The 23,415-nt window shown below is 41.5% G+C and carries 17 protein-coding genes; 11 read left to right on the top strand and 6 right to left on the bottom strand.

The genetic code is table 11. From position 1 onward, the window contains the following. Positions 1-3: 3 nt before the first annotated feature. A complete protein-coding gene (gene purL, locus BWD42_RS01450) occupies positions 4-3,678 on the bottom strand; it encodes a phosphoribosylformylglycinamidine synthase (protein WP_077432701.1) in 3,675 nt (1,224 codons plus the stop codon). A 320-nt stretch (positions 3,679-3,998) separates the two neighbouring features. Here purL and pheT point away from each other — a divergent pair, with 320 nt between their 5' ends. The 4 genes from pheT (at position 3,999) to rny (ending at position 9,064) form a co-directional block, all read left to right on the top strand. Next, positions 3,999-6,395, top strand: a complete 2,397-nt coding sequence (pheT, locus tag BWD42_RS01455; protein WP_077432702.1) for a phenylalanine--tRNA ligase subunit beta — start codon at positions 3,999-4,001, stop codon at positions 6,393-6,395. Between the two features lie 40 nt (positions 6,396-6,435). Next, positions 6,436-6,741 carry a hypothetical protein gene (locus BWD42_RS01460; protein ID WP_077432703.1) on the top strand — a complete coding sequence of 102 codons (306 nt, stop codon included), beginning with the start codon at positions 6,436-6,438 and terminating at the stop codon, positions 6,739-6,741. A gap of 57 nt (positions 6,742-6,798) precedes the next feature. Beyond that, complete coding sequence (locus BWD42_RS01465; protein ID WP_077432704.1) at positions 6,799-7,089, top strand: cell division protein ZapA; 291 nt, start codon at positions 6,799-6,801, stop codon at positions 7,087-7,089. A gap of 421 nt (positions 7,090-7,510) precedes the next feature. Continuing rightward, positions 7,511-9,064, top strand: coding sequence for a ribonuclease Y (gene rny, locus BWD42_RS01470; protein ID WP_077432705.1), 1,554 nt, complete (start codon positions 7,511-7,513; stop codon positions 9,062-9,064). 148 nt (positions 9,065-9,212) lie between these two features. On the opposite strand, the gene BWD42_RS01475 is transcribed toward rny, so the two are convergent. Next, positions 9,213-9,866 (bottom strand): HAD-IA family hydrolase, encoded by a 654-nt coding sequence (locus BWD42_RS01475; RefSeq protein WP_077432706.1) that lies wholly within the window; start codon positions 9,864-9,866, stop codon positions 9,213-9,215. A 140-nt stretch (positions 9,867-10,006) separates the two neighbouring features. Here BWD42_RS01475 and BWD42_RS01480 point away from each other — a divergent pair, with 140 nt between their 5' ends. Next, the gene (locus tag BWD42_RS01480; protein WP_077432707.1) at positions 10,007-10,534 is read left to right on the top strand and encodes an Mpo1-like protein; all 528 of its coding nucleotides are present in this window, start codon (positions 10,007-10,009) and stop codon (positions 10,532-10,534) included. Positions 10,535-10,688: 154 nt separating this feature from the next. Here the strand turns inward: BWD42_RS01480 and BWD42_RS01485 are convergent, their stop codons facing one another. Both BWD42_RS01485 and BWD42_RS01490 read right to left on the bottom strand, forming a co-directional pair. After that, complete coding sequence (locus tag BWD42_RS01485; protein WP_077432708.1) at positions 10,689-12,014, bottom strand: ABC transporter permease; 1,326 nt, start codon at positions 12,012-12,014, stop codon at positions 10,689-10,691. Then, positions 12,007-12,942 (bottom strand): ABC transporter ATP-binding protein, encoded by a 936-nt coding sequence (locus BWD42_RS01490; protein ID WP_077432709.1) that lies wholly within the window; start codon positions 12,940-12,942, stop codon positions 12,007-12,009. The genes BWD42_RS01485 and BWD42_RS01490 overlap by 8 nt, the downstream gene beginning before the upstream one ends. Positions 12,943-13,134: 192 nt before the next feature. On the opposite strand from BWD42_RS01490, the gene yihA reads away from it, so the two are divergent. The 3 genes from yihA (at position 13,135) to BWD42_RS01505 (ending at position 16,477) form a co-directional block, all read left to right on the top strand. Then, complete coding sequence (yihA, locus tag BWD42_RS01495) at positions 13,135-13,764, top strand: ribosome biogenesis GTP-binding protein YihA/YsxC (protein ID WP_077432710.1); 630 nt, start codon at positions 13,135-13,137, stop codon at positions 13,762-13,764. A 101-nt stretch (positions 13,765-13,865) separates the two neighbouring features. Next, positions 13,866-14,720, top strand: a complete 855-nt coding sequence (locus BWD42_RS01500) for a UbiA-like polyprenyltransferase (RefSeq protein ID WP_077432711.1) — start codon at positions 13,866-13,868, stop codon at positions 14,718-14,720. Positions 14,721-14,800: 80 nt separating this feature from the next. After that, entirely contained in the window at positions 14,801-16,477 is a 1,677-nt protein-coding gene (locus BWD42_RS01505; RefSeq protein ID WP_077432712.1) for a PNGase F N-terminal domain-containing protein, read from the top strand. A gap of 78 nt (positions 16,478-16,555) precedes the next feature. Here the strand turns inward: BWD42_RS01505 and BWD42_RS01510 are convergent, their stop codons facing one another. After that, positions 16,556-17,017, bottom strand: a complete 462-nt coding sequence (locus BWD42_RS01510; RefSeq protein ID WP_104381061.1) for an Lrp/AsnC family transcriptional regulator — start codon at positions 17,015-17,017, stop codon at positions 16,556-16,558. Between the two features lie 158 nt (positions 17,018-17,175). Here BWD42_RS01510 and BWD42_RS01515 point away from each other — a divergent pair, with 158 nt between their 5' ends. The 3 genes from BWD42_RS01515 to BWD42_RS24410 all read left to right on the top strand — a co-directional run bounded on the left by BWD42_RS01515 (position 17,176) and on the right by BWD42_RS24410 (position 20,507). Beyond that, complete coding sequence (locus BWD42_RS01515) at positions 17,176-18,243, top strand: PLP-dependent cysteine synthase family protein (protein WP_077432714.1); 1,068 nt, start codon at positions 17,176-17,178, stop codon at positions 18,241-18,243. A 123-nt stretch (positions 18,244-18,366) separates the two neighbouring features. After that, a complete protein-coding gene (locus tag BWD42_RS01520) occupies positions 18,367-20,046 on the top strand; it encodes a protein-disulfide reductase DsbD family protein (protein WP_077432715.1) in 1,680 nt (559 codons plus the stop codon). A 113-nt stretch (positions 20,047-20,159) separates the two neighbouring features. Next, positions 20,160-20,507: a hypothetical protein gene (locus BWD42_RS24410; protein ID WP_139350979.1), complete on the top strand. Its 348-nt coding sequence runs from the start codon at positions 20,160-20,162 to the stop codon at positions 20,505-20,507. Between the two features lie 68 nt (positions 20,508-20,575). Here BWD42_RS24410 and BWD42_RS01525 read toward each other — a convergent pair whose 3' ends face one another. Beyond that, positions 20,576-23,173, bottom strand: coding sequence for a DUF5686 family protein (locus BWD42_RS01525; protein ID WP_077432716.1), 2,598 nt, complete (start codon positions 23,171-23,173; stop codon positions 20,576-20,578). Positions 23,174-23,415 lie beyond the last annotated feature (242 nt).

Here is a 23,415-nt window from a genome sequence, read left to right on the forward strand (position 1 = left end):
CTTTTACTTGCTGTGATTGTCAATCCAATTGCGGGCGTTGACGAATGCTTCTAACCAAGGAGAAACTTCATCCTGGCGTCCTTTTGGATAGTTTGCCCAATGCCATTGGAAAATCGAACGCTCGATATGTGGCATTGTTGCCAAATGGCGACCAGACTTATCACAGATCATTGCGGTATTGTAGTCCGAACCATTTGGGTTGTGCGGATATTGTTCATAACCGTATTTTGCGACAATATTGTATTGTTCTTCTGCATAAGGTAAACTGAATTTTCCTTCACCATGTGAAATCCAAACACCCAATGTACTTCCTGCCAATGTAGAAAGCATCACGGAGTTATTTTCCTGAACTTTTACGGAAACAAAGTTTGACTCATGTTTTCCTGAGGTGTTGTGCAACATTTTACCATGAATCTCGTGCTCTGGATTGATCATTTCCAATTCCATAAACAACTGGCAACCATTACAGATACCAACCGAAAGTGTGTCTGGGCGTGCAAAGAAATCGGTCAATGCCTTTTTCGCTTTCTCATTGTAAAGAAATGCTCCGGCCCAACCTTTTGCCGAACCCAGTACGTCTGAGTTAGAGAATCCACCGACAGCACCGATAAATTGGATATCTTCCAATGTCTCACGGCCGGAAATCAAGTCTGTCATATGAACATCCTTCACATCAAAACCGGCTAGGAACATCGCATTAGCCATTTCGCGCTCTGAGTTGGAACCCTTCTCCCGAAGAATTGCTGCTTTCGGACGGGCTTTACTTCCATCAATCACTGGTTTTTTGCCATTAAACTGACTTGGGAAGGTAAACGTTAAAGGTTGATTTTTATAGTTATCGAAACGTTGTTGTGCAGTTCCATTTTTCGATTGTTTCGAATCCAATAGGAAGGAAGTGGTCGACCAGATATCACGTGTTGCCGCAACATCAAAGCTGAAGGTTTCCGCTCTGTTTTTGATGGTCACTGTGCTTCCTGCAACTGCCTGACCGATTTTCACAGCATCTATGCCAGCTTTTTGAACCGCTTGCTCGAAAATAGTATCATCTTTAGCCTGTAGCACAAGCCCGATATTTTCACTGAACAGCACTTTTACAGCATCGGACTCATTTAATCCCGAAAGGTCATAATTTGCAGCCAAATTCACATCGGCAAATGTCATTTCCAAAAGGGTCGTGATCAAACCACCTGACCCGATATCGTGACCTGCCTCGAGCTGATTATCGTTGATTAATTGCTGAACGGTATTGAATGCCGTTTTGAAATAATCTGCATCCTGGATGGTAGGAACTTCCGTACCCAATTTATTGACAATCTGTGCAAAAGAGGAACCCCCTAATTTGAAGCTGTCTTTTGATAGATTGATGTAGTAGATGGAGCCTGCGTTTTTGTTTAAGACAGGTTCAACTACTTTGGTAATATCGGTACAATTTCCTGCTGCTGATATAATCAATGTACCAGGGGCGATAATATTTTCACCATTTGGATATTTTTGCTTCATCGACAAGGAGTCTTTTCCGGTAGGAATATTGATTCCTAAAGCAATGGCAAAATCTGAACAGGCTTTGACCGCTTGATAAAGTCGCGCATCTTCGCCTTCGTTATTTGCTGCCCACATCCAGTTGGCCGATAATGATATGCCTGCAAGGCCGTTTTTGATCGGTGCAAATACAATATTCGATAATGATTCAGCAATAGCCGTTTTACTTGCCGCAGCTGGATCAACCAATGCTGCTACCGGAGAATGACCTATTGTTGTGGCAATACCCTCTTTTCCTTTGTAGTCCAGTGCCATGACACCGACGTTATTCAAAGGCAATTGCAATGGACCGGCACATTGTTGTTTGGCAACGCGACCGCCCACGCAACGGTCCACTTTATTGGTCAACCAGTCTTTGGAAGCCACAGCTTCCAACTGTAAAACCTGATTTAAATAACTTGGAATATTCGCTGCGTCATAGCTAAGATCTGCATAATTGCGTTTTACGGTTTTATCACGCATAAACGTTTTTGGTGACGAACCGAAAAAGTCCTCTAAGGCATAATCCATTGGTTTTGCGCCATTGCTTTTGGAGGCAAAGGTAAAACGATGGTCACCAGTGACATCACCTACCGTATACATCGGTGCACGTTCGCGGTCAGCGACGCGTTTGAGGGTTGCGATATCATCTTCGGCAATCACTAGCCCCATTCTTTCCTGAGACTCATTACCGATGATTTCTTTTGCCGAAAGGGTAGGATCGCCTACAGGAAGCGCGTCAAGATCGATTAGGCCACCTGTTTCTTCCACCAATTCAGATAGACAGTTTAAGTGTCCACCAGCGCCATGGTCATGGATAGAAACAATAGGGTTATGATCAGACTCAACCAAACCTCTTACAGCATTAGCCGCACGTTTTTGCATTTCAGGATTGGAACGTTGGATTGCATTCAGTTCTATACCCGAACCGAAAGCACCGGTATCTGCTGAGGAGACAGCTGCACCACCCATACCGATACGGTAATTTTCACCACCTAAGATGACGATTTTATCCCCTGTTTTAGGGGTATGTTTTTTCGCTTGATCCAATTTTCCATAACCGACACCACCTGCTTGCATAATGACCTTGTCATAACCAAGTTTACGGCCCTCTTCTTCGTGTTCGAAGGTCAAAACAGATCCTGTAATCAGGGGTTGGCCGAATTTATTTCCGAAATCCGACGCTCCATTGGAAGCTTTGATCAGGATATCTACAGGTGTTTGGTAGAGCCACTGACGTTCCGGCATGGCTTTCTCCCAGGGACGGTCTTGTAATAAACGGGAATAAGCCGTCATATAGACCGCTGTACCCGCCAAAGGAATGGCACCTTGACCACCAGCCATGCGGTCGCGGATTTCACCACCAGATCCTGTAGCAGCACCTGAGAAAGGTTCTACAGTTGTCGGGAAATTGTGGGTTTCGGCTTTTACGGATAAGACCGAATCAAAGGATTTCTCCTCGTAAAAATCAGGTTTGTCGGCCGATTTAGGGGCAAACTGCGTGACCCGTGGGCCTTTAATAAATGCTACGTTGTCTTTATAAGCGGAAACAATCTCGTTAGGATTTGTTTCGGATGTTTTCTTAATTAATTTAAATAGGGAAGTAGGCTGTTCTTCACCATCAATGATAAAAGTACCATTGAAAATCTTATGTCTACAGTGCTCGGAGTTGGCTTGTGAAAAAGCAAAAACTTCGGAGTCAGTCAAAAGACGGCCTAATTTGGCGGCAAGGTTGTTCAGATAGGTTACTTCTTCCGGATTTAATGCCAATCCTTCGGATTTGTTGTAGGCATCAATGTCTTCAATTTCCAAAATAGGTTCCGGTGTAATGTTGACCGTGTACATGTCTTGCGTCAACATACTGAACTTTTGCGAAATCATTGGATCGAAATCATTGAAATCTGCTGGTACCGGTTGAAATTCTTCGATACGAACAATTCCTTGGATACCCATGTTCTGTGTGATTTCTACGGCATTGGTACTCCAGGGAGTGACCATCGCTGCGCGGGGGCCTACAAAGTAATGGTTAAGGGTTTGGTCGTCGAGTTTTTTGGCGTTGCCGAATAGCCAGTTGAGTTTAGTAATGTCTTCTTGTGATAAAGAGTTTACGCTTTGAACACCATATACGGTGTTCGATGGGTTCTCAAAGAAATGAATCATTATAAATGTTTGTTTTGAACGTTCTTCAAATTAAAGCACAAAGTTACATATTATTTTGATGGAAATGATTGTATTTTGATTAAAAAATCAGGGGCATTATTCGTTTAAAAAAGAATGAAATAAGGACAGCTATAGGGCCCTATCTTTTTAGCTCTCGATAGCGGATCAAAGTGAACAATCAATAGGAGGGCTGAACTTTTCATGATGGGGTAGATTTATTTTTTATGTATGTGCCAATAAGGATAAATTGATATACTGCGCAATTATAATTGCATACAAAGTCAAATTTATCTAAGTTTGTGCATCAAATCAAATTCGAGATGAACATTTCATATAATTGGTTAAAACAACACGTTAATATAGATTCGACAGCAGAGGAATTGTCTTTGATTCTGACAAATACAGGATTGGAAGTAGAAGCACTGGATGTTGTACAGAGTATCCCAGGAGGGTTGGACGGTTTGGTCGTTGGTGAGGTGAAAACTTGTGAACAGCACCCAAATGCCGATAAATTACGCGTTACTACAGTGGATGTAGGCGCTTCTGAATTATTGAATATCGTATGTGGTGCACCTAATTGCCGCACCGGATTGAAGGTAATTGTGGCAACAGTAGGGACAACATGCCATCCACTGAGCGGAGAGCCGTTTAAGATTACTAAATCTAAAATTCGTGGTGAAGTATCCGAAGGTATGTTATGCGGTGAAGATGAGATCGGTTTGGGAACATCTCACGCCGGTATCGTTGAATTGCCTGCTGATGTTGCGGTAGGAACATTGGTAAAAGATCATTTCAATATTCAGGATGATTACCGTTACGAAATCGGTCTTACACCGAATCGTGCGGATGCAGCATCCCATTTGGGGGTGGCGCGTGATATCGCTGCTTATTTCCGTACGGATATCCTAAAAGCGGATGTTTCGGCATTTCAGGCTGCGGAAGCGGCAGGGACGACAGTAGTTGTTGAAGATGCTGTAGCCTGCCCACGTTATAGTGGAATCAATATTTCCGGTGTGCAGGTGGCTGAATCACCGGACTGGTTGAAAGAAAAGTTAAATGTAATCGGTGTACGTCCGATCAATAATATTGTTGATATTACCAATTATATCTTGCATGATCTTGGGCAACCATTGCATGCATTTGATGCAGATAAGATTGCCGGTAATAAAGTAATTGTCCGTACGGCAAAAGAAGGGGAAAAATTTGTGACCCTGGATGCTGCGGAGCGGACGCTTTCTGCAGAAGATCTTGTGATTGCAGATACTGAAAAACCGATGTGTATTGCGGGTGTTTTTGGTGGCGCTTACTCGGGTGTTTCAACAGAAACAACAAATGTATTTTTGGAATCGGCTTACTTTAATGCTGTTTCGGTACGTAAGACTTCCAAAAGACATGGTTTAAAAACCGATGCTTCATTCCGTTTCGAGCGCGGTACAGATCCTAATATTACGGTAGAGGCGTTAAAACGCGCGGCATTGTTGATTCAGGAAATTGCAGGCGGCACGATCTCTTCTACGTTAAAAGATGAATATCCGGTAGAAATCAAACCATTTTCATTCCACGTCAGTTATGCGAATGTGGTAAGATTGATCGGGCAGGCCATTCCGAATGAGGAAATTAAGTCAATTATTGTTGCCCTGGGTATAGAGGTTGCTTCGGAAACAGAAACGGGACTTGACGTTTTAGTACCGGCTTACCGTGTCGATGTGACCCGTGAAGTAGACGTTGTAGAAGAGGTCCTACGGATTTATGGCTACAATAACATTGAGCTAAAATCCCAGATCAAAGCTTCTTTAAATACGGTCGAAAAACCAGATAAAGAAGTTGTCTTGAATCAATTGGCGGATCTGTTGATCGGTAATGGATTCCGCGAAATATTGGCAAATTCGCTGACAAAGCTTGATTATGCAGATGATAGCGAGACGGCAGTAAAATTATTCAATCCTTTAAGTTCGGATTTGGATACCATGCGTCAAAATATGTTGTTCTCGGTCTTGAATGCCATTGAATATAACCAGAAGCGAAGAAATTTCGATCTGAAATTCTTCGAATTTGGCAAAACCTATGCATTGGATGGAGAGGGATATAAAGAAACGCAGCATTTGACTTTTGCAATAACAGGCCGGGAAGAAGCCGAACAGTGGAATAGTAAAAAAGGTCATGTCAATTTCTATCATCTGAAAGCTGCAGTTGATGCCATTATCAAACGTCTCAAGATTGAGGGGATCCAAATCCAAGATGCACCGGGCAATCATTTTGCTTACGGACTGAGTTATATGAAAGGCCAGAAACGGCTGGTTTCATTTGGAGCGGTAGCTAACGCCAATTTGAAAAAAGCAGATGTGGAAGGACAGGTTTTCTTTGCCGATTTTGACTGGGATGTCCTGATGAAAATTATTCGCAAGAATAACATTCAATACAAGGAAGTGTCCAAGTTCCCTGCTGTACGACGTGATTTATCCCTGTTGATTGATGAAGATGTGAGCTTCGATAAGCTACAATTTGTCGCGCAAAAGACCGAACGCAAGCTTCTGAAAGAAGTAAATGTGTTTGACGTGTATAAAGGTGATAAAATTCCGGAAGGGAAAAAGTCTTATGCTCTGAGCTTTATCTTGCAAGATGAAGAAAAAACATTGACCGATAAACAAATTGATGCGATAGTTCAAAAATTAATTGTTAATTTTGAGAAGGAACTAAACGCAGAGGTGCGTGGTTAATTAGAGATACAACATTAATTGGTAATATTCGATTTACGCTATGGCAACATTGTCTTCACAAATGAATCTGATCGTTGAGAAAACGAAAAACTTAATTCAAATGTGCGAAGTCTTGCAAGAAGAGAATGATTTGCTTAAATTAGAGGTACAATCCTTAAAAGTGGCTTTCGATGCGAGCAACGATAAAAGCAAGCAGCTGGAAGAGAAAGTCAAGGCACTGGCCGTCGCCAGGACCTTGGATTCGGAAACGGATAAGGAAGCAATTAATGAAAAAATACTTGACACAAAACAAAAAATTAACGATTTTGTGCGAGAAATAGACAAATGTATTAGTTTGTTGAAGTAGTTGGAATTTGGAGATCATCGGAATTTAAACTAATACAACGTTAAAAAGCTCAAAGAAATGGGAGAGATTTCCATAAAAATAAATATCGCAGATCGTGTTTACCCCCTACGGGTGGAAAGCGCGGAGGAGGAAGTGATTCGACATGCTGCGAAATTGATAAATGAAAAGGTAAAGGAATTGCAGGAAAACTATACTGTGAGAGATAAACAGGATTTGTTGTCCATGTGTGTATTGCAGTTCGCTACGCGAATGTTGAATGCGGAGCGGCAGTCCCAGAACCACGAAGTGGGGCTGGAAAACTCAGTACAGGAGCTTGACCAGTTGTTGACGGATTTCTTTAACAAATAAATTTACGTTCTTTATATTTAGAGCTTAAAACGACGAATTTGCCGCAATTAAATTCGGGTTGTCACTATTTTAAACTTAACGCTTCAATATTACAGGCGCAAAAAGATATAGGCCATTTTGCGAAAGCCATCTGGGTCATAATCTAAGCCTAATTATGTAATCACGAAGTTTAATAATACATGAGACCTGTTTAAATTTAATTGCGGTTTTTTTTTGTGATGAAGTCATCATTTGCCAGGACCTGATTGCATTTAGCCTGTAAATCCGGTCTGATGCGATCGGTGGCCCAAGGAAAAGGAGTGTATCGGGATATCAAAGCTATTAAACCAGCTTCTGCCCGGTTCAAAATACTGGAGAGATTTATTCTATTGAAATTTTAATAATTAATAAAAACAAACATATATAATACAATTATACATACATGGACGTCGCACTTTATATTATAATTCCTCTGATTGTTGGTGTACTTATAGGTCGTTATCTGTTGGTTCTGTTATTCAAAAAACAAGAGCAGGAAGCCAAAGATAAGGTAAATAGCATACTAAAAGATGCAGAGCAGGAAGGAGAGCACATTAAAAAGAAACGCCTTTTGGAGGCTAAAGAGAAATTCCTTCAATTAAAATCCGAACACGAAAAGGAGGTGAATCAACGTAACAACACCATCAACCAAAAGGAAAATACGTTGAGACAGAAAGAACAATCTATTAACCAAAAGCTGGAGAGCATCAACCGCGATAAGCAGGAGGTGGATGCCAAGAAGAAGCAATTGGATAAGTTGGTTGAACTTAATGAAAAGAAATCCGAAGAAGTTGAGGCTTTAAAATTACAACAGATCAAGCAATTGGAGAGTATCGCTGGTGTTACAGCTGACGAAGCTAAAAACCAATTGGTGGATTCATTGCGCGAGGAAGCCCGTTCCCAGGCCATGATTCAGATCAAGGATATTGTGGACGAAGCAAAATTGACCGCGACGAAAGAAGCGAAAAAAGTCGTTATCCAAACGATCCAACGTACAGCTACTGAATCTGCGATCGAAAATACCGTTTCCATTTTCAATATCGAAAATGATGAGATCAAAGGCCGTATTATCGGTCGTGAGGGTCGTAATATCCGTGCATTGGAAGCTGCAACAGGTGTAGAGATCATCGTGGATGATACACCGGAGGCAATTATCCTTTCTGGTTTTGATCCAGTACGTCGTGAGATTGCCCGTTTGGCTTTACACCGTCTTGTAACGGATGGCCGTATCCACCCGGCTCGTATTGAGGAGGTTGTAGCAAAAACACGGACACAGATTGAAGACGAGATTGTTGAGATTGGTGAACGTACAGCTATTGATCTTGGTATTCATGGATTACATCCGGAGCTGATCCGTATGGTGGGACGTATGCGTTACCGTTCTTCTTATGGTCAGAACCTTCTACAGCACTCCCGTGAGGTTGCCAATTTTGCGGCAACAATGGCTGCTGAGTTGGGATTGAATGTAAAACATGCAAAACGTGCTGGACTATTGCATGATATTGGTAAAGTGCCTGATGATAATCCGGAATTGCCACACGCGATTCTAGGTATGCAATTGGCTGAAAAATATAAAGAGCACCCAGATGTTTGTAACGCCATTGGTGCCCACCACGATGAAATTGAGATGACAGCCTTAATTTCTCCTGTGGTACAAGCCTGTGATGCTATCTCAGGAGCACGCCCTGGAGCACGCCGTGAAGTTGTCGAAAGCTACATCAAACGTTTGAAAGAACTTGAAGACTTAGCACTATCTTACCCTGGTGTCGAGAAAACTTTTGCGATACAGGCCGGTCGTGAATTACGCGTCATCGTGGAGAGTGAAAAAGTATCCGATGCACAATCAGAAATATTGGCAGCTGATATCTCAAACCGTATACAGACTGAAATGACTTATCCAGGTCAGATTAAAGTGACTGTCATCCGGGAGACGAGATCCGTATCTTACGCGAAATAGTTTATCGAAGAGCCCTGGAAAAATAATCCAGGATCGTAGATAATCAGTATAGCAAAAGCCCCAATCATTGATTGGGTTTTTTTGTTGCTGTATCTTTTAATATCAGCAGGTACCCAGCGCGGAATAGTTATTCCTGCCGAAAGCTTATTTATGCATCAAAAAAATCAATTAAATCATATACGCTATGCATCAGATAGGTTGGCCTTTCTTTCATAAGTTCTTCCTCGCTGCCATAGCCATAAAGCACAGCGATGGCATCCATGCCTGTTTCCCGGGCGCCGATTAGATCATGCTTGCGGTCCCCGATCATAATACAGCGCTGGGGATCCGTTAGGGCAGTTTCGTTCAATACATACTGGATGACACTTGTCTTGGTCGGTCTGGAGTCGTCCAATGCGCTTCCGCCAGCAAAATCGAAGTAACTGTCGATTGCAAAATGCTGTAAAATCTTATGTGCAAAAATTTCGGGTTTTGAGGTCGCTAAGTATACCTTATAATCTTTAGCTTTAAGCCCTTCCAGCAATTCGGGCATGCCATCAAAGAGCAGGTTCTCATATAAGCCCTGAGTTGCAAAGCGCTCACGGTATTTATCTACACAAGCCAGCGCTTCCTTTTCATCAAATCCATAGGTATGCATGAACGTATCTTTCAATGGAGGGCCAATTAAGGGCTTCAGGCTATTTAAATCAGGCGTATGTATCCCTTTTGCTTCGAGTGCATACGCGATACATTTGGTGATGCCCTCCGCAGGGTCTGTCAGGGTGCCATCGAGATCAAATAAGATATGTTTGTAAGACTTCATGTTGCAATATTACGTAATTGGATAGGAGATTGCCAGTTAAAGGTCGAATAAAGCATATAATGACAAGCGACAGACCAAAAAAATGAGAATATTATCCCGCTCAGCGGTTTATGCAGATCAATATTTATTAAATTTGCCGAATGAAACAAAAGAAGAAAGTTCAGGAAGTAGAACCGAAACGTCCAGTAGATACCTATTTTGAGGAATTGAATGCTAATTTTCAAGACCCAACCAATCGTATTATTCAGATCATCTTTTTGCCGCTGTTATTCTTCGGTGTGATGGGCTGTATTTGGATGATTCCTTTTCCACAGTTTGAATTTTTGGTGAAGCTTAATTGGCATACCTTCCTGAACTGGGGTTCTTTCTTTATTGCAATTGTCATCTATTTTTACCTGAAATTATCGGCAACCTTGTCTTATGCCATTTTATTCTCGATCGGTGCAATGAGTTTTTTTATTGTTCAGTTGGAATACGTACAAAAAAATGGCGGTCCTGCGGTAATTTGGGTATGCTTGGCGATCGCATTGCTGGCGTTAGTCGCACTGTTTCTCGGTAAAAGAAAAGAGAAAAAGGCAATTACTGGAAAGCAGTTTATGCAATTTCTATTGATAGGTCCGATCTGGTTATGGCATTTTGTATTTCAGAAGTTCAATATTAGATATTAAACCATTTGCCCTGTAGTTGTCATACTGAAAGAAAAGTAGGTTTATGGAGCTGTTTGAACTGAGGTTTTGACAGTTGGGTTGATAACAAGCGAAGGCTGGATTGTACAATACAATCTAGCCTTCGCTTCTTTATATGCCTTGTTGATCGGTCCGATCAATTTTTATAATTAAACCATTTGATGATTTCTTTGAGACTGGCTTTCTTTCCATAGATCAATATCCCCACACGATAGATACGTGCAGCTATCCAGGTGACCAATAGGAAGGTTAAAATAAGCAAGGTCAATGAAGTTAATATCTGCCATAAAGGGACACCAAAAGGAATGCGGACCAGCATAGCGATGGGGGATGTAAATGGAATAAAGCTCAGCCAGGTGGCAATTGGACCATTGGGATCGTTAATGATAACTCCGAAAGAGAGAATATACGTTAACAATAGGGGCATGGTGATCGGCATGGAAAACTGATTGGCCTCGGTTTCGTTGTCTACGGCAGAGCCCGCAGCAGCAAATATAGCACTATAGAGGAGGTAACCTGCTATAAAGAACAGAAAGAAGAATACAATAACCTCGGTGAAATTGAAACTTTGGATTGAAGCGAGAATAGCGGCAGAACCACCTTGTCCCATTGCTTTGGATACTGTTCCCATATTGGCCGCTCCAGGCTGGCCGGCGGCGACTTCCTGTATGTCTTGTGGATTGACAAATAATGTAGTAGCCACAAGAAAGAGCCCTAGCGTGAGTACAAGCCACATCACAAATTGTGTAAGGCCAACCATACCGATCCCAACAATTTTACCCATCATAAGCTGAAAGGGCTTTACAGAAGATATAATAACTTCTATAATGCGATTGCTTTTTTCTTCAATGATACCGCGCATGACTTGTGCGCCATAGAGAAAGAGAGACAGGTAAACCAAAATAGCCAAGGCGACGCCAATCCCCATGGCTATGGCTGTGTTGCTGTTTTTTTCTTCACCGTCGACGGTAATTTCCTTGGCATCAAGCGCTACTTTGGGTTTAATGGACTGGATCAGCTTGAGGTCTATCCCTTTGGCTTTATATTCCTTTTCCCGAATGATGTCTTCCAACTGACCACTGATAATCTCCTGCGTGACAAAACTTGTTTTGCCGCTGGTAATCAATTCAGCCTTTTGTGTCGTCAGGATATCTTGAGGGATGTATAAGATTGCCTGTTTGGTTTGCTCTTGGGCCAGGCGTTGTTTTTGTTGTTGAAGGGGTAGTTGACTCTTCTTGTAGCTTACATTTTTATTGCTTTGAAGCCTATTGGCGAAGTCGCCCTGTTGATCAATGATAAAGACTTCTGTATGGGCATCTTTAAAGCTCTTTTTTGTCAGGTAAAACATACCTGCATACAGTGCAAAAAAGAAAAGCGGGACCGCGAAAGTCATCACAATGAATGATCTTTTCTTGACTCGGGATAGATATTCCCGTTGAATGATGAGTAATATCTTATGCATGATCTGGGGATAAAGGTGAGGCCTCAGTAACCTTCTGGATAAAAATATCTGCCATGGAAGGGACAAGCTCGATGATTTGATTAAGCTGTATTTTTGGTAATAAAGATGTTAATACGTTGTTTATATTAATATATTTATTTAGCTGAATAGTAGCCTTGTAAATATCTTCTTTTTGTGATGAGCTGACAATTTTAAATAGACTTTCATTGCTGATGTCAATGCTTTCTGCATTGGGGGTAAATTCCAAGGTATAGGTTTGGTTCCTGTAGTCTTTCTTGATATCTTGTACGGGACCATCCAGGATTTTCTTGGAGCGGTGGATCAAGGCAATATGATCGCAGAGCTCTTCTACCGTTTCCATGCGATGGGTGGAGAAGATAATTGTAGCACCTTCAGCATTTAACCGCAGGATCTGTTCTTTAATGATATTGGCATTCACTGGGTCAAAACCTGAGAAGGGTTCATCAAGGATAATCAATTGCGGTTGGTGAATAACGGTGGCCACAAATTGCACCTTCTGCTGCATTCCCTTGCTGAGATCTTCAATCTTCTTGTCCCACCATGAAGTTATATCAAGTCGTTCGCACCAATCTTTTATACGATGTAAAGCTTCTTTTTTTGAAAGCCCTTTCAGTTGCGCCAAATAAAGCATCTGATCCCCGATTTTCATTTTCTTGTAGAGACCGCGTTCTTCCGGAAGATAGCCTATCTGCCCAATATGCTGTGGACCTAACAGTTCCCCATTAAAGCGAATTTCACCGGAATCAGGTGCAGTGATCTGATTAATGATGCGGATCAGGGATGTTTTTCCCGCGCCATTTGGTCCCAGTAAGCCAAAAATCTTTCCTTTTGGAATCTGGAGGGACACATCGTCCAATGCCCGGTGATTGGCGTAATCCTTGGTGACATGATTGATTTCGAGTAACATCTTTTCTAAGGTTTAATTAAATTCTCTATGGAAAAATAGCATATATCGCTTGCTATCAAATATACACTTGTTTATTTTGACTATTAGTATCTGTCTGCTGTTAAATGTTACAGATTGGCGGTTGAAGTTTTTTTATCGTATAGAAGCGGAGTAAACCTTGTCAAACGGTTTCATTTAATGTACCTTTGTTCCATGGAAGTAAAAAAAGCCGAATTCGTGTGTAGCAACACGAGAGTTGACAAATTACCTGCGCCAAATTTGCCTGAGTACGCCTTTATAGGCCGTTCTAATGTAGGTAAATCTTCTTTGATCAATGCCATGACAAATAAGAAGGGGCTTGCCAAGACTTCTCAGAAACCTGGTAAGACTCAGTTGATCAATCATTTTATCATAGATGATACCTGGTATCTGGTCGATTTACCCGGTTATGGATTCGCGAAAGCGTCCAAAACGAGTCGAAATGAATGGGAGAAATTCATTCGCAGATACCTTACACATAGAGATAATTTACAATGTGTATTTGTTTTGGTTGACAGTCGCCTCGAACCACAGAAAATCGATCTTGATTTCTGTTATTGGCTTGGTGAATGCGGTTTGCCTTTTATGCTCGTCTTTACTAAGGCGGATAAACAATCAGCTGTGAAATCTGATGCGAACATTGCGAAATTTAAAAAATCGCTGTTGCAATGGTTTGAGGAGGTGCCGCCGATATTTTTGACCTCCGCTGAGAAGAAAGTGGGGCATGAAGCAATTTTGGAAACCATCGATGAGGTCAATAGTCGATTTGTGGCACCAGAGCCGGAAGAAAGAATGCCGTTTTAAGTAATTAATAAGTAGATAACGTTCAACATACGGGCTTCGTCAATCGGATCATTGTCGGGGATAGGATGCTGAACGTTTGAAAGTGTAATTAAGATCGCCTCATGAAGAAGTATCTTTCCTTAGTATTATTTGCCCATAGCGTGTTTGCATTGCCATTTGCCCTGATTGGCTTCTTTTTGGCGCTGCACACCACTGAATATACCTTCTCCTGGAAATTATTGCTGTTGATGTTATTGTGCATGGTAACGGCGCGAAATGCCGCTATGGCCTTCAATAGGTATTTAGACCGTGATATTGATGCCATTAATCCCAGAACAGCCATGCGGGATATTCCCGCGGGGAAGATTTCGGCCCGCAATGCTTTGATCTTTACCATTGTCAATTGCTTACTTTTTGTCACGGCGACTTATTTTATAAATTCCCTGTGTTTTATGTTATCTCCGATTGCGCTTTTTGTGGTGCTTTTTTACTCCTATACAAAACGTATCACCCCCTTATGCCATCTGGTATTAGGTGCGGGATTGGGGCTGGCGCCTATCGGGGCATATCTTGTGATTACAGGGCAGTTCGCAACTGTACCTGTTCTTTATGGGTTTGCTGTGTTAACCTGGGTGAGTGGATTTGATATTATTTATGCCTTGCAGGATGAAGCCTTTGACCGCGCCAATAAATTAAACTCCATTCCAGTGTGGCTGGGAACCAAAGGAGCGATGCGCGTATCGGAAATTTTGCATGTGCTGTCTTTTATATTTGTTTTAATACCGGCATTTTTAATGTCTGTTGGTTGGATTTATTATTTAGGTGTGGTTTTTTACGGTGCCTTGCTGATTTATCAGCATACGCTATTTTCCCCGACAGATTTAAGTCGGGTAAACCGCGATTTTATGACGACCAATGGCTATGCGTCGGTAATCTTTGCGGTTTTTTATCTTTTGGATATCTGGTTGATAAAATAAACGTTTTAGCATAAAATAAGAAAGGCTTTAGGAATTCCTAAAGCCTTTCTTATTTTTGTGTTTAATCCAATATGTATACGATGAAGAAAAATATCCTTTTTGTTTCCATTTTATGTCTGTCATTGTCCTCTTATGCGCAGAAGCTAACGAGCTATATGATCCAGTATAATCAGAGTTTTAATGGGAATACACCCGCTAATCAGAATGGGGTACTGGTGTATGCCAATGCAAATGAAACTTACGTGAGCTCGGAAAAAGATATAAAGGGACAATTATTACCGCCATACGAACGTGTACTGGTGGAGCGGTCTGTTGGAAATGCCCTGCTAAAAATTGCGAAACTGAAAGATGGTTCCCTTATCCTGACAAGAGATTCTTTGGCGCTCTCTAAGCAGAAATTCACCCCGACGAACGAAACTAAGACCATCTTGGGGTATCCTTGTAAAAAAGTGGAAACGAGTATCAACTCCAATAAATTGGAATTATGGTATACAGACAAACTAGGTATAAAAGCTGCTCCTAGCGAACTGGGGCAAGATCTAGGGCTGGTTTTGGAGGTCGTCAGAAATGGCAATACACGGACTTTCGCCACGAAGGTCGAGAAAGTCAAGACCATCCCGGAGCAATTGAAACTAAAAGGAAGCGAGAAACGTTATGACGAACTGTCCTATAAAGATCTTATCTGGAAAAACCGTTTCATTCAACTTCCGGTGTTTCAAAAGGAACGCATTCGTTTTTCAGATGATACCAAATCAGATTCAATCCTACGTTTTGCCAACGGGACAGTCATTGTCAAGAAAGTCAAAATACCGAAAATAAAACCTAGTGATAATGTGTTCGTTCAGCTTGTGGAACAGTCTAAAGGTGATGCATACGATCGTACGGGGTCCGTTTTTATTATCCCGGCGAATAAAGCACAGAGTTTTCTGGATGGGATGAAAAACGGTATGTCGACCCTACCGAAGTATGAAAATGGAAATGGAAAGAGTTATCAAGGCGTGGTAAGAACGGCAACTTTTGAGCCGATTGTTGAGCTGATGCGTTTTTTTACACCCTTTGGTGTTAAGCAGTTTAACTATCTTCAGCTAAAGGATAAGGTTTGGCAGGATTCTGTGCTTTATAGACAGGATGTGTCCGAGCTCGCGGGCATGTTAAGTGAACAGGAAGTGTATGTGGGCGCTTTCATTGGTAACTATGATAAGAACGGTCACGAGGTGAGTGTAGAGCTGACCATACATCCTGGGTTTGAGGAGGGCTCGGAAGGAAATCTGAAAAAGGCGATGTCGTTATTTACCACAACCAATGTGATGGAAATGGGGGGACAGGAGTATGGATCTATGTTTGATAAAGAAAAAGGGCTGACCTTGTCGTTTCACTTGGATCAGGACGCTAAAAATGTACAGTTACGCTATATCACGACCGGTCATGGCGGCTGGGGCAATGGTGATGAATTCGTTCCTAAGGAAAACCGCATCTTTCTAAACGACGCCTTGCTGTTTAAATATACACCTTGGCGCAATGATTGCGGTTCTTACCGTCTGTCCAATCCTGCTTCGGGTAATTTTGCTACTGGATTGTCTTCATCAGATCTGAGCCGCTCTAACTGGTGTCCGGGAACAGTGACTCCACCAATTTATATCGATCTGGGCGATTTAAAAGCTGGGGATTACAAATTACAGGTGCAGATCCCGCAGGGTGCACCCGAAGGTACGAGTTTCAGCAGCTGGAATGTAACCGGAACCCTATTGTTCGATTAAATTCAATAATATGTATGAGGTATTGATTTATGTTAAATCAATACCTCGTCGTTTTATTTTTGGATCAGATGTCCTCGATTACAGCGGATAGGCTGTTTCGCTCTTTGTCTCCGATAACACAAAATACGTCTGTACTGTATTGACCTGAGGTAATACTGCAAGCCGATGGCGTAAGAAAATATGATAGGCATCCATATCTTTGGTCGCAATACGTAACATGAAATCATAAGAACCTGCCATCTGATAACATTCCATCACTTCAGGAAATTTCGCCACTTCTTTTTCAAATTCATTAAGCACTTCGAAGGTATGTGCTTTGAGGAATACCTGCGAAAACGAAATCAGTCCGATTCCGATTTTATGCCGGTCAAGGATTGCCACTGTTTTTTTTATATAACCCAGTCTTTTTAATTTTTTTACCCTTTCATGTACTGCCGCAATTGATTTATTCAATTCGAAGGAGAGTTCTTTGTTGCTTAATGAAGCGTCATGCTGCAATAGGCGTAATAATTTTAGATCAATATCGTCCAATTCCATAATCTGAATATTTTCGGTGTTGTTGCAAAATTATAATGTTTGTTTGAATAATTTATTGTTATTAGTGTGTATTTATTGAATTTTTCTTGAAATAATGGTTATGTATTGAATAATATCTTGTTATTATTCAATTTTGCTACAGAATAATCATTTATATAAAAATGGCGGAACAAGAATTACTAAGTGCATGTTTATCCCCTGCGTTGGACAAAAGATTTAAGCATTTGTGGCGACTGGTTGGGAATACCCCCATGTTGGAATTGCAGTATACCTACAAAGGTAAGCCAGGTCGGGTATTTGTAAAATGTGAGAATTACAACTTGACAGGTAGTATCAAAGATAGGATGGCGCTATACATCTTGTATAAAGCGTATATGAATTGCCAGATCCGCCCAACGGATGTTGTAATCGAAGCGACGAGTGGAAATACCGGAATTGCTTTTTCGGCTATTGGTAAAGCACTAGGGCATCAGGTAAAGATCATCATGCCAAACTGGCTAAGTAAGGAACGTACCGATATTATCAGAAGTATGGGGGCTGATATTCAGTTGATCAGCAAAGAAGAAGGTGGCTTTTTAGGAAGTATTCGTTTAAGTGAAGAGCTCGCGGCGGCGGGTGGTGTATTTCTGCCACGTCAGTTTGAGAATCAATATAATGCAGAAGCGCATGAGAAAACAACCGGCTATGAGATTGTGGAACAATTGGAGGAGCAGGGTTTGGTGGCAGATGCTTTTGTCGCGGGAGTGGGCACCGGTGGAACTGTTATGGGTGTAGGACGTAGTTTACGGAAAGCAAATCCAAATGTTCGTGTACATCCCTTGGAGCCAGCGGAAAGTCCAACTTTAACGACAGGACATAAAGTAGGTTCACACCGTATTCAGGGTATATCTGATGAATTTATCCCGGCTATCGTTGATCTGGATGAACTTGATGCAGTGGTCTGTGCCAACGATGGTGACTCAATCATTATGGCCCAAAAATTATCAAGACAACTGGGGCTTGCTGTTGGGATTTCCTCTGGAGCGAATGTTATCGGAGCGATTAAGTTACAGCAGGAGCTGGGGGAGGAAGCAGTCGTTGTGACGCTATTATGTGATGACAATAAGAAATATTTAAGCACGGACCTGGTAAAAGAAGAACCTGTTAAACCAGGATATCTATCCAGCGATGTTAATTTTCTGGGCTTTCAACCAATATGTAGACTACCGAATCCAGTATTTGGAGCCTAATAAGATTTAGTTTCATATGTTTATAGTTAACTCGGGGAGTATATTGCTCCTCGGGTTTTATTTACAGCAGAACAAATAATCAGTCTCCAGACAAATAAATTATGAAAAACACATTATACGCTGATGAAAACTAATTTTAAATTATTAACCCTTTTATTCCTGCTTATCTTTCCTATTGCTATGTTTGCGCAACAGGATAGTACAGCTAGCACGGAAGGTCTGGAATTTACGGACGGAACAATCAGTCCGGATTCTTTATCATTCGAAGAGTCACCCGATACCATGACAGCAAGTGTTGATTCCAGCAAAACGGTTGTTGCGACCAATAAGGTGGAAGAATCTACTGAAAACGGTAAAAAATCACTGTGGAGTATTTTTATCGCGGGCTTGGTTGGGGGCTTTGCGGCCTTATTGATGCCCTGTATATTTCCGATGCTTCCTTTGACGGTGAGTTTTTTCACCAAGCAGTCTGGTAGTCGCGCTAGTGGCATTAGCAAGGCCCTCTTATATGGTCTCTTTATTATCGTGATCTATGTTGCTTTAGGGATGATTATTACCATTGCCTTTGGTTCTGATGCACTCAATGCACTTTCAACCAACGGAATTTTTAATTTTATCTTCTTCTTGCTGCTGGTCGTATTTGCGGCCTCTTTCTTTGGTGCATTTGAAATTACCTTGCCTAGTTCTTTCGTTAATAAAATGGATGCTAAGTCAGACAAAGGTGGGCTCATCGGCCTATTTTTTATGGCCTTTAGTTTATCGCTGGTATCCTTTTCCTGTACCGGTCCGATCATAGGGACACTGTTGGTGGAAGCGGCGTCAAAAGGCGAGCGATTAGGCCCGGCCATCGGTATGTTGGGCTTCTCCATTGCTTTGGCTATTCCATTTGGTTTATTTGCCATGTTCCCATCAATGCTTAAATCACTGCCAAAATCGGGCGGTTGGTTGAACAGTGTAAAAGTGGTACTTGGATTTTTGGAATTGGCATTGGCCCTGAAATTTTTATCGAATGTGGACTTGGCTTATCATTGGAACTGGTTGGACAGGGAAGTATTCCTGTCTTTATGGATCGCCGTATTTGGTTTGATGGGACTTTATCTGATCGGTAAAATTAAGTTTTCCCACGATAGTGAGCTTAAATTTCTATCTGTTCCAAGGACCATTTTAGCCATTGTTGTTTTTTCTTTTGTTGTGTATATGATTCCGGGTTTATGGGGGGCGCCTTTAAAGTCCATTTCAGCCTTTTTGCCACCATCTGCAACGCAGGACTTTGACCTGTCTTCGGGAGTTGGCAGCGGTACGGCAGCCCATACGGACGGTAAGGTGAAAAAATATGCCGAGATATTCCATGAGCGTGGTACACCAAAAGGCTTTGATCCTTATTACGATTACGAGCAGGCCCTGGCGACAGCAAAAGAACTAAATAAACCTGTATTGATTGACTTCACGGGATGGAATTGTGTCAACTGCCGTAAAATGGAGGCAAACGTATGGACGGATCCCGGAGTAGCTAAATTGTTGAAAGAGGAATTTGTTATGGCTGAATTATTTGTGGATGATAAAACCGAATTACCAGTCAATGAGCAATTTGTTTCCAAGTACAGTAATAAAAAAATAAAGACTATAGGAAATAAAAACAGCGACTTCCAAGCCGCTGTATTTAACAGCAATTCCCAGCCTTTGTATGTCATCGTTGATCCAAATGGTCAGGTACTGGTTCCTCAAAGCGGCGCTAATTACGATGTTGAACAATACAAGGCATTTCTACAGAGCGGTGTAGATGCTTTCAAAAAGAGAAACTAACCATCGTCATATTCTAATTTTATCCTCCTTGCTGTTTGCAGGGGGGATTTTTTTTGTTCTTCCGTTCGGCTGTGCTTCGCTAGCGCGTCGACTCTGGATTGGCCCGGCTTCGGATGTTTATCGGGTATTATTCGGGACAGCTTCTGAACAGGGACGGGACAGCTTCGAGACAAGGACGGGACTGCTGCGGGATTTCTTTGGCAGCTGTTCGACAATTGTTCGACTGCTCATTGGCTTTTTCCCGAAGCCCAGTCGAAGGATTGTCGAAGCTCAGTCGAAGGAGTGTCGAAGGAGTGTCGAAGAAATCCCGAAAGATAGTCGGAGCTGTTCCGACGATGTCTGCACCTTGTTACGTAGCTGTTCCGACGACTAGCCGAAGAATTGCCGAAGGTCTCCCGAAGGAATGTGCAGGGCTGATCGAAGGCCTGTCGAAGGATGCCACCAGAAGATGTCCCATATAAAAAAAGAGGCCCTGTCGATTGAGAGAACGACAGGGCCCCAAAATTATAATATAAATTTACGGAAACTCTTAGAAATCAAACCTGACTCTGGCGCGGATTCCCCAAGCTGGAGCATCCACATGGTCAAGATAGTTCAGACGTTTGACGTAGTCTACACGCAAAATCTTAAAGATATTGGATAAACCGATACTTGCCTCCATATAAGGTTCAGAGCCGAATGTATATGAACTTTGGATTTGGTCTGCATTGCGTTGCCATGCAAATACTTTAGAACCATAATTTGGATCGTCTGGATCATTTTCTTTGCGAAGACCACCATACACACCTTTGAAACTAAAGACTTCGCGTAATTTAAGCTTTTTGACCAATGGGATCTTATTCAATAGGAATCCGTTCATATAATACTGCACATTGATGGAAGCGTTGTGGTCACTGACAAATTCCAGGAAGTTCATCAGGTTGTACGAGTTTAACTGGTACGCATAGGTCTGGTTTGCCCGGTGGATCGTCAGGAAGGGGAATGGAATCTCTTTTCCGGCGATGTAGTTACCCTCAGCGGTGACATCAGCAAAACCAAATTGACTTAAGTAAAAACGTTTGAATGCACCGACGTTAAAACTATGGTAATTATATTCTCCTTTTGCCAGACCTTTTATTCCTGCTGTATAATTAAACGTGAATATCGGGTATTGATTGAATATCGGTGTACGATAGATTTTGCCTTGATAAAATTCCTCATGTGGCGCGTATCTAAAGTTGACAGACAATTCGGTTGAATTTAGTTCATTGAACAATTTGTTTTGTCCATTTTCATCCAGCATCTGATAAGTCAGACTACCTGCAGGGGACTGTTTGTTGATATTAAATCCGGCACCGATCGTTAAATGGTTTAAGAATTCTTTTTTATACTCCAAACCATAATTGGTTTCGTAGATGTAGCGGTCGTTGTCACCACGTTTGAATGATAGCAAAAAGTTGTCCTCTTGAATGAATTCGAGTTTCTGCCCTGGTATCTTGGTGTCTTTTTTATACGAAGCCCGGATATAATGCATCGGGAAAGAGTATACAGACTTATTGTTAAAGGCATAGGTACCACTGAAAAAGTACTTCCACTTTTGGTCTTTGAATCCGTAGGCAGCATAGGTTTCTGCATAGAAACGTTTGCTCAGGGATTCCGTGGTACGACCACCCACACGCAGGCGAAATCCTTCCACAGGGTTAAAACTATAGAAGGTGTTCACTGGCCCGATTTCGACCGGTCCAGCTTGTTTATAACCCGAGAGAAGTAAGGCCGCAACGTCCATAAAGGTCCTGAATGAAGGAATTTTTTGAAGGGTATCAATATTGTGATAAATATTCAATTCATTCTGCGCCAGGGCCAACGGGCGTTGTGTTTCAAATAAGGATTTTGTCGCTTTCTTATTCTCGATATTGTATGCAATGACTGTAGAAGGACCATCATATAGACTATCAGGTTGCTGAATGCCGACTTTATAGTTGTTGTAGTCGACCGTCCGGCTACCACGGATCCCCATTCCTTTTTCTGTCAGTGAAAAGTCAATGCCTAAAGTGCTCGTTTTGAGGTAAAATCTGCTCTTGCTGTCTTTCTCAAATTTAAGCTGAATCTGAAGATCGCGCACAAAATTTAGGTTGATGTCATCGGCAACGGTCATATTCGCACCCTGAACCGCATAATTTCCGTCCAAAGTGACATATAGCTGCCCTTTAAATAACATATCTGCTTTATTGCGAGGAACAAAACTCAGTTCAACCAACCAGGGTTGAGAAGTTTTGATGGTGTCGGTAATAAAGAATTTATAAAATGTTGGAGCGGAGTTCGCAATTGGACTCAAAAATTGATTGGTGACCAATGAGATATTATTGTCGTAGATATCGACTTGCTCGTAAAGTTTGTTGAAATAAGACGATAGACCATCATTATCAATAAATTTGGGGTCAAATTGTGCCCGTTGATTACCCAGTATATATTGTTTGGTTTTGCTTGGATCTTTACGGTAGTACACTTTGGACATTTTCTCTTCGATAAAAGCCGGTAATACATATTTATTTGCCGTTTTTGCTGAATCGTCTGTTTCAAAAAGAAATTGATAATTTTTAAAGATTTTTTTGTTGACAAATTTCTCCGAAAGATTGCTTAAGCCCAGGGACATTTTCTCGTATTGATCAAATTCGGCGTATTGTTGTCCCGACAGACGGTTTTTCTCTTTATTTTCAATGACTTTACGGATCAGCGCGACCGCAGGATTGTCTTTGTTGCTGTATTTTTTCTTTTTGGCTTTAACAACGACTTCTTCCAGCATATTGTCCTGGGCATCCATTAGAATTTCCTTTGACTGCACAGCGTCATTGGTTACGAAAGCGTCCTTATTGTCATAACCGACATAACTTGCTCTGATTTTAACATAAGATGTTGGAAATACCAATCTAAATTCCCCGTTGGCATTGGTCGAGGTGGAGGTTCCGGCAGAAGCTGGTGCGCCTACGACAGCCACGGTAGCGTAAGCAATGGGAGTCTTTGTCTTTGCATCTTTGACCGTGCCTGTAACCGTTTTGGTTTGCGCAAGGGCTATGGATGCTGATAGCAGTAATGTTATCGAGAAAAAGAGTTTAGTTATGAAGGATTTTGCGTTTAATTTAGCTTCCATTATATTGCTATAATCTTGAAAATTCAAAATTGTTTTCTTGTTTTTACTTTATTTTTGACTTTATAAGTATTAAAATCAAAAAATCAGTGAACAAAGGAAACAAAAAATTAAGAATATTTAAAATTTTATTGTAATGTAATATAGGGAATCGCTCTACTTTATTTATTATTTAAGTTGTTGTTTTTCAGGTTTTTGTGATAAATTATTGATTTAGGTCAATAATTTATAACCCACATTTTGAC

This window comes from Sphingobacterium sp. CZ-UAM (assembly GCF_002000245.1).
Lineage (GTDB): Bacteria > Bacteroidota > Bacteroidia > Sphingobacteriales > Sphingobacteriaceae > Sphingobacterium.